The following is a 15,271-nucleotide window of genomic DNA, read 5'->3' as shown; positions in this document are numbered from 1 at the left end:
AAGGGCTCTATGATATAAGATTGGCAATCGAATCGGTTTGGGACGTTCGGCTTCGAGTGCCACTCGAAGCTACTTCTGCTTTGGCGCGTCCTCTTTGAACTTGGCCATAAGCTCCTGGAACTTCTTGTTCAGTGTCTGGTATTCGGGGCTCTTGCGGTCGTGTTTCGCGCGTTCGGCGGCGAGCGCTTTGATCTCCACGGCAAGGGCACGACGCGCTTCGGTGGCACTGGTGGCGGCGGTGTTGGCCTTGGCTTCCACATCGTCCCAATCGTCCGTGCGGAAGACGGAGGTGGGCAGACCTTCGCTGTTCACGAGGTTCGCGCCTTCGGGATTCGCGGCCCAGGCATAGCGCACCGCGGCAGGCTGTGGCACTTTGGGACTGCTCACGAGCACGCTGTCCGTGCCATCCACCTTCGCTTCGGCCCAATGCCAGACTTTGTCAGCGCCAGCGATCTCGAAGCGCTTCAAAGCTCCGCCATCGCGTGATTTGAGCCCCGTGCCGCTTTGATCGAAGGTCACACGGATCGTGCCGTCTTTCACCTCGCTCGATTTGAACAGCGGGCCGGAGTAAATCAGCTCCTTGCCGTAATCCTTCGCCAATGCCCAGCGGGCGAGACGTTCTCCAGGATCTTTTTTGTTCTTTGGATGGATGTCGTTCACCTCGCCGACATCGTTGATGATCGCCATGCCGGTCTTCGGCGTGGTTTCGAGCACGCGGCGCATGCGGTCCTGGCAGAGCGCCCATGGATCAGGCGTGCCTGGCTCCGTCGAAGGCGCGTGGTAGCTGGCGAGCTGCACGTAGTAAAACGAGAACTCATCGGCCCAGCGCTTGCGCCAGTCGTTGATCATAAGCGGCAGCGTTTGATCGTAAGGCACGGCTCCGGCCTTCGCATTGCCTTCACCTTGGTACCAAATCGCACCGCGCATGGTGTAACCGGTGAATGGATGGATCATCGCGGCGTAAAGCACGCCCGGCTTGCCTTCAGTGAGCAGCGGACGTTTCGGCGCATCCGGCTTCTTCGGCAGACGTTTGCGATCCACGTCCGGTTTGCCCTTCGCTGCGGCCATGGTGGCTTTCCACTTCGCGAGTTGCGTTTCATAAACGGCCTGCGCTTTGGTCTGGTCATACTCTGCCTCGGCTTTGAGCGTGGCCTCCACAATCGCTTTGGTCCCTGGCAGCGTGTTCAGCGCCTCGCGACTGGTGAATGTCTCCACCGGCTTGCCGCCCCACGCGGATTTGATCACACCGACGGGAATGCCGAGCTCCAGATGCAGCTTCCGCGCGAAGAAAAACGCCACGGCGGAGAACCCTGGCACCGTTTCCGGCGAGGAGGACTGCCACACGCCTTCGATGTCATCTTGATTGTCCGCAGCAGTGACGAGCGGCGCGTTGAACATGCGCAGCGCGGGATGCTTCGACTCCGCGATGAGTCCCGCGTATTCCGGCGAACGGTTCATGGTGTAAAACATGTTCGACTGTCCCGACGCGAACCACACCTCTCCCACGAGCACGTCCTTGATCTCGACCTTGTCCGCGCCTGCGGAGATCGTCAGCGCCGCGCCATTCGCGTCAGCGGTGCCGGTTTCGATCTGCGCCCGCCATTTACCATCGGCAGCGGCTTGGGTGGTCGCGGTTTTGCCTTTGAAGGAAATCGTGACCTCTGCTTTGGCATCTGCCTTGCCCCAGATGGTAGCGGCACGCTCGCGCTGGAGGATCATGTGATCGGAGAAGAAATGCGGCACGCTCAACTCGGCAAAGAGCAGGCTGGGCGTGAGGAGAAGGAAGCTGAGGGTGCGTTTCATGACTGGGTTGAGGAGTTTCGATGGGCAATGGAGCGAACTGCGCTCCGATTCTAGGCAGAGTTTTAAAACCTCCAAATGAAGAGAAGAAGTTCACCCCCCAGAGATACGAAGACGATGGAGGCGGCCTCATGCTCAACCAACGATTTTAGGGTGGGTGGCCAGTGACCAGAATGAACTGGGGGCTCGACGTTTGGTTCCACCATCTTCTCAATTGCGGCCCCTGACAGACGATCTATGGGTGGCATCGCGCCTTCGCACGCATCGGGCTTTGGCTGAACCTTGAGCTTTTCCGGGCTTTTGCGTTTATTTGAGTTCATCCATGCCCGCAAAGAAGAAACCCAACGCCAAGCCGCTGACCGGTGATGCTTTAGTCAAAGAAACCATTCGCCGCATCCGCGTGGCGAGGAGCTACTGGGATGCGCACAACAACCGCGCCTGCCGAGGTGAGCGTGAGAAGGCCTTGGTGCTCTATGAATCTTTGAGTGAGGCGGAACGCGAGAAGGTGCCGCAGGTGCTGCGTGTGTGGCTGCGCTATCGCAGCGAGAAGTACTTCGGCGATGATCGCACGCCGCCAGGAGGTGGAAAGACGGTCGAACGAACTTCCAAGTTGGTTCAAAAGCCGAACTCGGAAGTTCGGCCTACGATGCATCCGCTCAATCGCTTCCTTGGTGGTTATGACTTCGAACGGTTGGTGATCGCCAGCACGACTCTGGGTCCCTTTGTAAAACCAAACGGGCATGGGCAGGTGAGCATCGACTTTGCTGATCCACACGCGGTGAAGGCGCTGAACCAGGCGCTGCTGAAGGAGGCCTATGGTCTGGAGCATTGGGATCTGCCGCCGGGTTATCTTTGCCCGCCGATCCCTGGGCGCTGCGATTACCTGCATCATCTGGCGGATCTCATCGGACGAAAGCAGGGGCCGGAGGTGCGCGTGCTGGATGTGGGCACGGGTGCGAACTGCATTTATCCGCTGATCGGTGCCTGTGAGTTTGGCTGGAGTTTTGTGGGAGCGGAGCTGGACGAGGAGGCGTTTCGCTGGGCGCGGAAGCTGGCGGCCAGTCATCCACGCGTGGCGGGGTTGATCGAGCTGAGGCTGCAAAGCCATGCTTCCCGCTGCTTTCATGGCATGATCGGAAAGGGTGAGCACTATGACTTCACGATGTGCAATCCTCCCTTCCATGCATCCGTGGCGGAAGCTGCGGCAGGCACGGAGCGGAAGCTGCGGAACCTTGGCGTGAAGAAGGCGGCGCTGAACTTTGCTGGCAGGGCAGGGGAGCTGTGCTGCGAGGGCGGAGAGCTGGGCTTCATCCAGCGCATGATCCAGGAAAGCGCGGCTTACGCCGCTCAGGTAGGCTGGTTCACCACGCTGGTGTCGAAGAGCGAGCATCTCCCCGCTTTGGAGAAAGCATTGCGCCGCGCACAGGCCGCCGAGGTGCGGATCATCGACATGGCACAGGGGCAGAAGCGGAGTCGAGTGCTGGCGTGGAGGTTTGGCGTTGCTCCTTTTTAAATCTCACGCTACAACAGAGTCCATGCCGCACCGAGAGGTCGGTGAACTCAAACCCGCGACATCCCCATGAAAGCTCAAGACGCCAAGAAAGAGAAGAAGAAGGCTCCCCAGAAAACCCTGAAGGAGAAGAAGCTCGCCAAGCAGGAGAAGAAAGCCAAGCGCGGCTAATCCCGCGTGGCCCACACCCGGCACCGGCAGTCCGCTGGGCATGCTCAGCGGCACCGGGTGTCGTCGTCATCACGGATCAGTGCATTGAGGAACGCAGCGATCGGTGCGTGATCCTCGGCGAGTGTGTCCGTTCAAAGACGACACCGCCCCCAGTCCCTGAAGATTGAGCGCATGGGCAGCGACGGAAAAAACTTCCGCTGGCTCTTCAACGAAGACGCCATGGCCACCGAAAAGACCGCCGAAGACATTAGCAACTTCGGCAAAGACATCGTCAAGCTCGAGAAGCTCATCGAAGTCGGCCTGTAATCCTCCCACCGCGAATCCTCTCAAGGCGCGATGATCTCCCACCTGGAGGTCGCGCCTTCTTCGTTTGTGCCTGGCTTCAGCCGAGTCGTGAAAAATTACAGGTCGAGGCTGTGATTCATAGTCCAGCCGGAAGTGCTTTTTTCCAGGATAGTGTGACGCTGACTTCAACTGCGACATCGGCACCCGACACGAAATCTTCGTTCGCTTTGATTTTATACGATAGGCTGACCATCTTATTTGTGGCGGCTTTCTTTGTGAAGCGAAGCGTTTTGGTGACAACCGTTCCATCATATCTGCCACCGACGAGGAAACGAATCCCAGCCGCTCCTCCTTCTGCGAGTTGGTTGACAGGTAGGTAAATTGACTGATCAGAGCTATCTTTTGCATTTTCTCTACTATCAAGATTTGTAATCAATCCATGAAAGGTGTTGGGTCCAAGAGCGCCTCCCATATATCCTGTAACCATCAAAGTTGAAGTCTTTGTGTGACTTAACGCGGCATAGCTTTTCTTGATAACCACAGAGCCGCTCCATATGCCGAGTTCCGCATCTGGTGTTTGCGCTATAACTGTAGAGGTGCAGGCAAGACAAAGGACAATGCACTGGATGGCTATTAATGAGTTTTTCATGAATAACGATCTAAAATTGTTTGCTGACGTTGTCATATCTTTCGCCTCTTTATTTCTCTGAAGTCAGCAATTAAACCGTCGGTCCTGGCACCGGCGGCTCTTCTTCCTCGCCGCTGCTGCGGTTTTCGAGGAGGTGCTGCTGCATGTAGAGGGACAGCTTTTCGGGCTGGCGGGGGAACATCTCGCCGAGCTTGTTCAGGTTCAGAAAGAGCATGAGCTGGAGGTCCTGGCGGGCGAGCTTCCAGGACTTTGTGAACCTGTCTTCCCATTTGATCTAAGGGGATCAAGGCAGACTCCCCGCAACGGGCAGACCGCTGGGCACTCTTGTGGGAGTGGTTTGGTCGTAGTCGTCTTGGTTCAGGGTCTCCAGAAAGGCGGTGATGGGGGCGTGATCTTCGGGGAGCATGTTCATCTGCCGCAGCAGGGGATCGAGCGGTGGCAGGGTGGAGTCGTCGCCGCCTTCCAGGGTCTCGGCGGCCTGATCCATGAGTCGGTCGTAAAAGAGCAGCACTTCATCGAGCGTGAGGGTGCCGCCGTGATGCATGTAGGGGGCGGTGTGCCTGAGATTGCGCAAAGTGGGGGTGCGGAACTCGTGGCGGTTCGTCGCGCTGTCGCTCAGGCCGATGGCATGGAGTTTGAAGTCGGAGAGCATGGGTCCGTTGTGGCAGAGGGTGCATTTGGCTTTTTGGAAGACCTCCATGCCGTGCTGCTGGGCGGCTGTGAGGGCGGTTTTGTCCCCCCGCATGAAGCGGTCAAAAGGTGAGTTTGGCGTGATCAGCGTGCGCTCGTAAGCGGCGAGGGCGCTGGTGACACGGGCCGGGGTGATCTCGGTTTGGAAGAGCCGTGCATACTCGGGGATGGCTTTGAGCCGTGCGACCATGGCCGGCACGGCTTCGGCCTCGGAGCAAACGTCACCGCGCATCTCTTCGCGGGCGCGAATGGGGGCCAGGGCCTGAGTTTCGAGACTCTGGACGCGGTTGTCCCAAAACATGGGCGATTTGGCGGGATCGAAGGGCTTGCCGACCTCGATGCCATTGAATGCGGCGTTTAAAAGCGTGGGCGTGTTTCTCCGCAAAGGCAGGAACTCGGCTCCTTTCACCAGCATCCGCTCGGGTCCGATGCCGCTGGCATGGACGCCCAGCGGGGTGGGCCGCGCGTCTGCCCAGCCGTGCCGGGGATGGTGGCAGGTGGCGCAGGCGACGTCCCGAGTGGCCGAGAGGATGGGGTCAAAAAAGAGCAGGCGACCGAGGGCGACCCGCTCTGGCGTGTCCGTGGGGAGAGCGGCAGATCTGGGCAGCGCCGCCAGCCGGGTGTCGGGCAGCGGGTCTGCCGCCCGCAAAAGGTCTCCACTGGCCGCGAAGATGACGCCGAGCCCGAGCCAGAGGATGCTTTGGACGGGATTTGGAGAGGTGGACACGGCGCAGAATACGCTTGGGTGAGTCCTCTTCGTTCGAGTTCGAGCACGAGGAATGACAGTCCATTTGGCAGCTTTTAGGGCCTGTTAACGAGTTACACAATGTCATAAAATACAAAATATATTGTAATTATTATAATGAGTATGTAAGTTTTGTGTCACGCTTGCCATGCTCCGGACCCTTCACTCCCTCCTTTCCCCTCGCCGAATCACGGGTCATCCGACCCGTGGGCTGGGACTGAGTTTTGTCAGAATGGTCGCTCTGGGGTGGGTGCTGGGCGCTGCTTTGCCCCTCTTTGCGGCCAATATTATTCACGAATTCTATGTGCCGATCCCTGAGGCGCAGGAGCGCACGGCGCTGGTGTCGATCGAGCCCGCGAGCGGGATCGTCGGGCAGACGATGGAGTCGGTGGTGTCGATCGTCGTCACAGGGACGGGGTCGGTGGTGCATTATGATGAGTGGGAAGACGGCTATGAGGTCGATCTGAACAACCCCGCGCAATCGACGACGAAAATCTGGGGAGATGGCAACAATTCGAACGGCATCCCGCCCGGCTATGCGATTGACCCCGCTGGGCTCGGTGATCAATCTGCGCAATCTCGTCAGCCTGCCGCGCAATCCCTCGACGCTGCTTTATGACGGGCGCGACCGTTTCGGCGGCACGAAGGCGCTGGTGGTGACGCGCACAGGCTGGGCAGTAGCACCAGGCTCCGTGCTGGCGGGTTCGGTGGAAGTGATGGCCACGATGGACTACGGCACGCAGTACATCAGCCCTGTGGGTCAGGATGTGTCGGCCAGCTCCATGTTTGAATATGTCTGGCTGATGGTTATGTCGCGTGAGAATGGCACCTCGGTCACGGTGGACATCAATGGCCCGGTCTCCGGCGGCGCGACGACCTTCACCCTGAATCAAGGCGAGTCCTATTTGGTGAATGGCGGCGTTTTGAAAGGCGCGACGGTCAGCGCGACGAAGCCGGTGCAGGTGCAGCTCATCACGGGTGACATCGGCGCGAGGTATGAGACGGACTGGTTCACGCTGTATCCGGTGGCAGACTGGACCGGCACTTATTACTCGCCCGTGGGCACCGCGGCGGATGGTGATGCGGCGTTTGGCTTTTTCTACAATCCGAACGCCTCGGCGATTACGATCAATGTCGTCACCAGTCTGGGCACGAGCAGCTTCAATGTTTCGGCCTACGGCGTGACGCAGTATCAGATGCCGCAGAACAGCGGGGCCAAGTTCACCAGCGCCAATGATGAGACTTTTTTCGGCCTCGTGATGGTGGGGGCGAATCCGACGGCGAACAATGTGCATGACTGGGGCTTCACGCTCGTGCCCTCGGACAGCCTGACCACGGAGGCCGTCGTCGGCTGGGGACCGGGCAGCAGTGATCTCTCGCAAAACGGCAGTCCTGTGTGGGTCACTCCCGTGGCGGCGTCACGTGTGTATGTGGACTACAACGGCGACCGCAACGGCTCGCTGACCGATCCGCGCGGCAACAAATACGACGCGCACTATGACCTCACGGCGCTGGAGACGCGTCGCCTCTTCGATCCCGACAAAGACCAGAGCGCCATGCGTGTGTACACTCTGGATGGCTCACAGATCGCCGCTGCCTGGGGACAAGACCCCGCGACCGCCGGACCCGGCAACCCTTTCCTCGATGTGGGAACCACAGTGCTGCCCTTCCCAGTGCCGACGCTAAAAAAAACCTACTCTTTGACCACCGACACAGCCCCCACAGGCTTGAGCATTGGCGACACCATCGAGTATCGCATCGAGGTGGATAACAAGGGATTGCTACCTCTTGGAAACCTGCTCGTGCTCGATCCGCTCAACGTCTCGTTGACCTACGTCGCGGGCAGCACAGCGCGCGATGGCACAGCGATCCCCGATGGTAGCACGGGAACGCTTTTCCCACTGGATGAAGACGGCTACGTCGTGCCGATCATCCTGCGCGGAGGCAGCACCTTCTTCACCTATCGCTGCACCATCAATGCCGCAGGCAGCATCGCCAACACGGCGAGCAACTCGAACTACAACCTCGTCTCCACGGCCAATGTCGTCGTGGCACCACCTGCGGGCTCCACGCCTTGCGGTGCGCAGTTCACGAACTCCACTGGCACTGTCCAGGCCGCCTACTCTGCCGGGGCACTCGTGTATGGCACGTTGACCGATCCCGATGCGAACAACAACGTCTCAGTGGCCGAGAGCATCACGATCGTCGTGAACAACACCAGCAAAGGCGATGCGGAGTTTGTCACGCTCCTCGAAACCGCTGTGAACAGCGGCATCTTCCGCAACACCACAGGCCTACCCACATCCACGACCACAGGCACAAGCCAGATGGACGGCACGCTGCTTGTCAGTCCTGGAAATAGCCTTTCCTTCACCTACACGGATCCCGAGTTCAGTGAGACTTGCACAGGCAGTGCCATCATCTCGGTGCCGACACAGAATAAGTTCCTCTATCTCAGCGATCCCGCCCAGGCACTGGACCGCATTGACCCCGTGGCTGCAGCGGATGCCACCACCGCCAGCACAAGTGCTCTCAGCTACTCGCCTCCAGGAGTCACCGTAGGTTCAACGACCTCCAGTTCGGCGGTTAATGCTGCCTCCCTCACTTTTTCCCACACCTCAGGCAGCGGCAGCAACCGCATGTTGGTCGTCACCGTCAGCGTGGGCTCAGGCTCAGTGGGGGGCAGCGCAGGCACGATTTCGTCTGTCACCTACAATGGTGTGACTATGACCGAGGTGGGCACTGCTGCCTTGTCAGGTGCTCGAGTGTCGATCTACCGTCTGCTAAATCCAGCCGCAGGTCCGGCTAACGTGGTGGTATCCACCAGCACAGGTTCCACGATCGAAGCGGGAGCGACCACCTTTGAGAATGTGGATCAAGCCACTCCACTTGGTACTTTTGCCTCGGCTTCGGCAAACTCCGGCACAGCCACAGTCAATGTAACCTCCGCTACGAATGAAATCGTGATCTGTGTCGGCAGTGTGGATGAAGCCTTCAGCAACCAGGGCATGACCACCACTTCCGGCCAGACGCAGTTGTGGAATTCCAGTGGCACGGACTTTGTCAGTGGTGCGGCAAGCACCAAGCCAGGCGCGGCATCCGTCACAGTCTCCTACACCGCCACCGACTCGACTCAGGAATGGGCCATCGGCGGCGTCTCCATCAAGCCTGCATCTGGAGGCGGCGCGACAACAGCCGCCTTCACTCAGGTGCCGACTTTTGCCTCCAGCTTTAGCTTGCCGACAGGCTCGACGCCCGCCGTGAGTGCTTACTACACCGTCACCAGTGGCTCCATGCCGGCATCTCCCAGCATCACGGCAACTCTGAAAAAAGGACTCACCACACTCGCCGTCAGCACCAGCACAGCAGCTTCCGCAACCACCGGCAGCGGCCTGTTCACCTTCGGCTTTGCCGCGCTTGGTAGTTCGATCAATTTTGCCTCCAGCGAGGCGCTCACTCTTGAGATCAATGATTCGCAAAGTGGTGTCACCTTTACCGTCGATTTCGACAGTAGCACGAAGCCCTCGAAGATCACCCTACCCACCACGACCGTCATCAATGTCGATTCACTCGGCGTCTATGACGCGCCGTATCCTGGCGGCAGTCTCATCACAGCACCAGCCAGCGGCACCACCGCTTATGTGCGCAGCACCGCGAGCGATCCTTTCGGTGCGTATGACATCACCAGCATGGGCTTGAGCATTGATGGGCCAGGTGCCACGGGCGATGTCAGCACCACGCTGAATGCAGGTCAGGTTGTCGCTACTGGCACGGGAACGAAGACCTATGAATATGCGTGGACCGTGGGCAGCACGACAGGCACCTACAACATCGCCGTGACTGCGAACGAAGGCACCGAGGGCATCCAGGCTACGCGCGCCACGAGTGTGAACGTCACCTTCCTCGATCTCGGCACGCCGAGCATCACCGAGTTCACCACCGGCTCGAACGGCCCGCACACCACCACTTACGCAGGCAATGAACAGGTCTTAGTGCGCATCGTCGATCTCGATCAAAATCTCGATGCCGGCGTTGCTGAAGCCATCACCGCCGTGATCACCTCACTCGCGGGTGATAGCGAGCTCGTCACGCTCACCGAGACCGGCATCAACACCGGCATCTTCGTGGTCGGCATCCCCGCCAGCACCACCGCGCCGAACACCTTCAACAACGGCACCCTCCACGCCGTGCTCGGCGACGTGCTCACCGTGAACTACGTCGATCCCACCGACAGCACCGACACCGGCACGGATACCGCGACCATTCCAAACATCGCCCCAGCCATTAGTGTGAACAAAACGCTCGTCACACCTGCGGACGGACAAGCCGTGGTCGGTGAGGCAATCCAATATACAGTGCAGGTAACCAACACCGGTAACACCACGCTCAGCACCGTCGCTTTGACAGACCTGTATCCCGCTGCGGATCTCACCTTCATCTCCGCCAGCGTCACGCCGACAACCTCTGGTGGTGGCTCCGTGACATGGTCAAATGTCGGCCCGCTCACCCAAGGTCAGAGCACCACGATCACGCTGAACTTCACCGCACTCAGCACCGCCGCACCCACCACCAACACCGCAACTGCCGACGCAGGCGGCGGAGTCACCGGCGGCGACACCGCAGATGTCACGATCACCGATCCAGCCATCACGATCAGCAAAACGCTGCTCAGTCCAAATCCAGGCCCGGCCAGCATCGGCGACAACGTCACCTTCCGCATCACGCTGCAAAACACAGGCGATACAGCCATCGCCACGCTGCCATTGGAAGACACTTTTTCCGGTGCGGACTTCGAGTTCGTCTCCGCCACGGTCACTCCAGATGCCACTGGTGCTGGCAGCCTGCTTTGGCTCGATGTCACAGGCGCAGGCACTCTCGGTGTCAGTGCTTCGACGACGATTGACGTGACCTTGCAGGCCAAAGGTGCCGCAGCACCTGCCGTCAACCTCGCCGCCGCGAACTACACCGTCGATGTGAATGGCGATGGAGTCCCGCCCGTGAGCAGCAGCGCCAGCATCACGCTTACTGCCGCGATGATCTCCGGTCATGTCTATGACGACGTGGATCAAAGCGTCACCTTCAATGGTGGCGACGCCGTGCTCACCTCCATCACCGTCAGCCTCTACACCGACCCGAATGGCGATGGCAATCCAGCGGATGGCACACTTGTTGCCATCACCAGCACCGATGCCGCAGGCGCGTATGAATTCCTCAATCTCCCCGCTGGCAGCTACGTCATCGTTGAGTCTCAGCCACCCGGCTATTCCAGCAGTGGCGACACCGCAGGCGCGAACGACAACCGCATCCCCGTCGTGGTCTCCGCACTCACGACCTACGCGGGCAACAACTTCTTCGACTACCTCACACCACCCGTCAGCTACTCCAGCATTGCGGGTAAAGTTTGGAACGACGCCGATGCCAGTGCTACCGTGAATGGCGGCGAAGTCGGTATCGAAAACGTGCCCGTCGATCTCGTGGAAGACACCAATGGCAACGGCATCGCCGATCCAGGCGAGCCCGTGGTCAGTTCCACGCTTACCGCCGCCGATGGCAGCTACAGCTTCACCGGGCTCAATGCAGGCAACTATGTCGTCGTCGAGAATGACCTCTTTGGCTGGTATTCCACCGCTGATGTCACCGCGCCGAACGACAACATGGTCCCAGTCGCACTCGCAGCCGCCACGAATGTCACAGGCCGTGATTTCCTCGATGTGCTCACCGGCACCACGGGCGGCAAGGTCTTCCATGATGTGAATGGCAATGGCAGCTTCGATGGTGGCGATGTCGCACTCGCCAACATCGACGTGATCATCACCGACAGCCTAGGTGTCGCGCAAACCGTCATCACGGACATTGATGGCAACTGGACTGCCACCGTACCCCCTGGCAGCACCAGCGTTAACGTCGATCAAACCGACCCGCAATTCACCGCCTTCTTCAGCACTGGCTACACACAGACCGCAGGCACCGATCCGAACACCATCACCGCTGTCTCCAACGTGAACACTCCCGCTGGCGACGACGGCTTCCGCCAAGTCGGCACCGTCACCGGTCATCTCTACATCGACACGAATGGCAACGGCAGCCAAGACAGCGGCGAACCCGACCTCGCCAACATCGATGTCATCATCACCGACTCCAACAGCGCCACCCAAACTGTGATCACTGATGTGACCGGCAACTGGACCGCCACCGTGCCGCCTGGCAACACAAGCGTAAACGTGGACAACAGCGATCCGCAATTCCCCGCAGGTGTCACACAAATCGAAGGCACAGATCCGACCTCCGTCACCGCAGTGGCAAACACCCCGAGCAGTGCAGGCAATGACGGCTACTTCGTGCCTGGGACCATCAGCGGCAGCGTCATGGCGGACACAGACAATGATGACGACGGTGATGACCTCATCCCAGGAGTCACCCTCACGCTGAAAGATAGCAACGGTGATGACATCGACAGCAACACCTCCCTCCCCGGCATACAGCCCACGACCACCACTACGAATGGCAGTGGAGCTTACAGCTTCGGCAACTTGCCTCCAGGTTCGTATCGCGTCGTCGAAACAGATCCGGTGGGTTATCTCAGCGTCTCGCCAAACACGATCAACCCTGTCGTCGTGACAGCAGGCGCGACCACCAGCGGCGTCAACTTCATCGACGAGCAGCCTGCAACGATCGGAAATCTCGTCTGGCATGATGCGAACAATGACGGCATCAACAACAACGGCGAACTCGGCATCGACGGCGTCCTCGTCGAGTTGCTCGATCCATTGAATGTAGTTATCGGCAGCACCACCACGGCAGGCGGCGGGCTTTACACCTTCGCAAATGTCGCCCCTGGAAGCTACCGCTTGCGCATCGCCACACCGCCCACGCTTTACCCGCTCTCCTCCACCACGACCGACACCGCTGACAACAGTGAAGATGATGACGACAACGGCACCCAGGCCACGCCGACCGCTGCCACACTCAGCCCGCTCGTCGCCGTCAGTGCAGCCCAGGTGAAAAACAGCATCGACTTCGGCTTCGCGGCACTCGCAGGCACACGCAGCATCAGCGGTGAAGTGCGTGATGACTACGACCTTGATAGCAACTTCTCCGACAACGACCAGCCCGTACCAAGCGTCACCGTCCGCCTTTACGCCGACAGCAATGGCAACGGCCTCTTTGATTCGGGCACTGACACGCTCATCGGTACCACCACGACGAACATCCTCGGCCAATACAGCTTCACCGGACTGCCCGACGGCACCTACTTCATCCAGGAAGTCGATCCCGCTGGAGCCACCAGCACGGGCGATACCCAAGGCAGTAATGACAACCTCATCCCCGTCACGCTGGCAGGTAGCAACAGCATCGGCAACGACTTCCTCGATGCCGTCGATCCCTCTGGTTACATCTACAGTCCGGTTGATGGCCGCATCATCGCCGGTGGTTCTATCTCAGTGAACGGACCTGGTGCAGTGACTATTCTTATGGATGGCAGCACGGGGCAATACAGCTTTATTACCGATGGCACGGCTGGCATCTACACGATGAGCTACACGCCGCCGGTCGGTTATCAGATTGATCCGACGCGTCCTGTGGCAGGCGTGAACTTCGATCCCACCGGGCTGCCAAGTCCACACGTTCTTGGCAGTGCGGAAGATCCGCTCAATACAGGCCATCTAGCCAACTACTCCGCTGGTGGAAACCCCTACTACCTCACCTTTGATCTCACAGCGGGTGATCCACTGGTGATCAACAACAACATCCCACTCGTCGAGATCAAGCCCACCAACTTCACCGGCTGGCAGTATGCCAATCAGCTCAGCGGACAGAACGGTGCTACACAAGATCCCGATGGCGATGGCGTGACCAACCTCGAAGAGTTTGCCTTCTGCTTCAATCCATCGTCCGGCATCAACGGCAGTTGCTCGCTGAGGATCACACGCAATGGCGACGGCACCATCGACGCACTCATGCGCCGTGTCGTTGGAGCCACTGGCATCACCTACCAGTTGGAGTACATTGCCGATCTCACCTCCAGCGGAGCCAGCGGCGCAGGTTGGACTGATGTCACCACCATCAGCCCCACCGTGACCAGCAATGGCGACGGCACGGAGACGGCGCGTTATTTGAATCTCGCCACCATCCCTGCGTTGTCAGGTGGTCAAGGCTTCGTCCGGATCAAAGTCACCCTCATCTCTAGTGGCACCATTGTTCGTGGCGAAACCTCAGGTTGGGCGACACGCTCCATCGCCACGGCTTGCCAGAGCTGCAGCCAGCCCTTCTTGAAATGTGAGGTCTTCACCGGCAGCGTGGATGGAGTGGTCGGCAGTGCTTTGAGCGTGATCAATTCCGTGGGCACGGGCAATCTTGCCGCGCAGTTCACTTCGGGCCGCCACTACTATGTGGAAGTCATTGCCGGTGATCATGAAGGTCATCGCTTCGAGATCAATGAGGCTGCGAGCACGCCAAACAGCATCGCCATCGACACCGCCAGCACGCGTAACACTCTCGGCACGAGTCTGCCTGCCACACTCGCCGGAGATCAAGTGGTCGTGCGTGAGCACTACCGCATCAACGAACTCTTTGTTCCCGACGACTTCACCGGCACCCTGAGCCCCGCCACGGCGGACCGACTCTTGTTCCATGATCGGAACAGCGGCACCTTCAGCACCTTCTGGCTCTTTACCCATCCGCTGAGTGGACTCTCCCTCTGGGTGGAGGTGGCCGACGCCTCGCTGACCGATGCCGGGAACCGCGTGCTGGATGTCTGCGAAGGCATGTTTGTTCATCCCAAAGGTTCTGCCATGTCGCTGGTGTTCACCGGTCAGGTGCGCAGCAATGACCTGACCTGGCCTCTCGTCGCTGGTGCCATCTTCACTGGCAACGGATGGCCGCTCGACATGTCACCCACCACTCGGAAGATGCTCATCACGGATGGATTCACAGGCAACCGGAGCCCCACAGCGGCGGACCGCATCCAACTTTGGACGGCTGACGAAAATCCAACGGCTGAGGGCTACACCAGTTATTTCCTTTTGAACGCCGCCTCCATGCAACGCTGGGTCCAGCAGGCTGACGCATCTGTCTCCAGCCAGGATAGCGCCGCACTCTTTAAAATGCTGCGTGGTCAGTTCGTGCAACCACGCACGGCCAGACCGAATCTGATCATCGCCAATCCCTGGATTCCCTAAATCTTCACTTTTCGTCAGACTTATGAATCTCAAAAATACTCTTCTTGTGCTTGCCTCGGTCCTGGCATTTTCCAAAGCCGGAGTTCAGGCCGTCACCATCAACTGGGGCAATGACGTTCTGTCATCGCTCCATGACAGCAGCGGAGCACTGCTGGACGACAGCTTCACTTTTGAACTGGGAACCTTCGGTGTGTTCATCCCCACCGAGTTCAACATGAGCCAATGGGAGGCGAACTGGAGGC

9 protein-coding genes are annotated in these 15,271 nt (G+C 59.2%); 5 read left to right on the top strand and 4 right to left on the bottom strand.

Annotated elements, in window-relative coordinates:
- Window positions 1-69 precede the first annotated feature (69 nt).
- The gene (locus AC6FTP_RS21130) at window positions 70-1,803 is read right to left on the bottom strand and encodes a sialate O-acetylesterase (protein ID WP_497208893.1); all 1,734 of its coding nucleotides are present in this window, start codon (window positions 1,801-1,803) and stop codon (window positions 70-72) included.
- Between the two features lie 319 nt (window positions 1,804-2,122).
- Here AC6FTP_RS21130 and rlmF point away from each other — a divergent pair, with 319 nt between their 5' ends.
- Window positions 2,123-3,313, top strand: coding sequence for a 23S rRNA (adenine(1618)-N(6))-methyltransferase RlmF (gene rlmF / locus AC6FTP_RS21125; RefSeq protein ID WP_497208892.1), 1,191 nt, complete (start codon window positions 2,123-2,125; stop codon window positions 3,311-3,313).
- Between the two features lie 339 nt (window positions 3,314-3,652).
- Complete coding sequence (locus tag AC6FTP_RS21120) at window positions 3,653-3,787, top strand: hypothetical protein (protein WP_497208891.1); 135 nt, start codon at window positions 3,653-3,655, stop codon at window positions 3,785-3,787.
- 115 nt (window positions 3,788-3,902) lie between these two features.
- Here AC6FTP_RS21120 and AC6FTP_RS21115 read toward each other — a convergent pair whose 3' ends face one another.
- The 3 genes from AC6FTP_RS21115 to AC6FTP_RS21105 all read right to left on the bottom strand — a co-directional run bounded on the left by AC6FTP_RS21115 (window position 3,903) and on the right by AC6FTP_RS21105 (window position 5,832).
- Window positions 3,903-4,415: a hypothetical protein gene (locus AC6FTP_RS21115; RefSeq protein ID WP_497208890.1), complete on the bottom strand. Its 513-nt coding sequence runs from the start codon at window positions 4,413-4,415 to the stop codon at window positions 3,903-3,905.
- Window positions 4,416-4,485: 70 nt separating this feature from the next.
- Entirely contained in the window at window positions 4,486-4,629 is a 144-nt protein-coding gene (locus tag AC6FTP_RS21110; RefSeq protein WP_497208889.1) for a hypothetical protein, read from the bottom strand.
- A gap of 69 nt (window positions 4,630-4,698) precedes the next feature.
- Entirely contained in the window at window positions 4,699-5,832 is a 1,134-nt protein-coding gene (locus AC6FTP_RS21105; RefSeq protein WP_497208888.1) for a cytochrome-c peroxidase, read from the bottom strand.
- 166 nt (window positions 5,833-5,998) lie between these two features.
- Between AC6FTP_RS21105 and AC6FTP_RS21100 the strand changes: the two genes are divergently transcribed.
- The 3 genes from AC6FTP_RS21100 to AC6FTP_RS21090 form a co-directional block, all read left to right on the top strand.
- On the top strand, window positions 5,999-6,469 hold the full coding sequence (locus AC6FTP_RS21100; protein WP_497208887.1) for a hypothetical protein: 471 nt from the start codon (window positions 5,999-6,001) through the stop codon (window positions 6,467-6,469).
- Window positions 6,387-15,029, top strand: a complete 8,643-nt coding sequence (locus AC6FTP_RS21095; protein WP_497208886.1) for a beta strand repeat-containing protein — start codon at window positions 6,387-6,389, stop codon at window positions 15,027-15,029. Before AC6FTP_RS21100 ends, AC6FTP_RS21095 begins: the two co-directional genes overlap by 83 nt.
- Window positions 15,030-15,051: 22 nt before the next feature.
- Window positions 15,052-15,271: hypothetical protein (locus AC6FTP_RS21090; RefSeq protein WP_497208885.1), on the top strand; the 220-nt coding region annotated here is incomplete at its 3' end.

The organism is Prosthecobacter sp. (assembly GCF_044378005.1).
Lineage (GTDB): Bacteria > Verrucomicrobiota > Verrucomicrobiia > Verrucomicrobiales > Verrucomicrobiaceae > Prosthecobacter.
This window is presented reverse-complemented; position numbering and strand designations above follow the sequence as displayed.

Coding starts and splice junctions, on each gene's coding strand:
- AC6FTP_RS21130 (WP_497208893.1), bottom strand. CDS start 1,803: ATGAAACGCACCCTCAGCTTCCTTCTCCTCACGCCCAGCCTGCTCTTT.
- rlmF (WP_497208892.1), top strand. CDS start 2,123: ATGCCCGCAAAGAAGAAACCCAACGCCAAGCCGCTGACCGGTGATGCT.
- AC6FTP_RS21120 (WP_497208891.1), top strand. CDS start 3,653: ATGGGCAGCGACGGAAAAAACTTCCGCTGGCTCTTCAACGAAGACGCC.
- AC6FTP_RS21115 (WP_497208890.1), bottom strand. CDS start 4,415: ATGAAAAACTCATTAATAGCCATCCAGTGCATTGTCCTTTGTCTTGCC.
- AC6FTP_RS21110 (WP_497208889.1), bottom strand. CDS start 4,629: ATGCTCTTTCTGAACCTGAACAAGCTCGGCGAGATGTTCCCCCGCCAG.
- AC6FTP_RS21100 (WP_497208887.1), top strand. CDS start 5,999: ATGCTCCGGACCCTTCACTCCCTCCTTTCCCCTCGCCGAATCACGGGT.
- AC6FTP_RS21095 (WP_497208886.1), top strand. CDS start 6,387: ATGCGATTGACCCCGCTGGGCTCGGTGATCAATCTGCGCAATCTCGTC.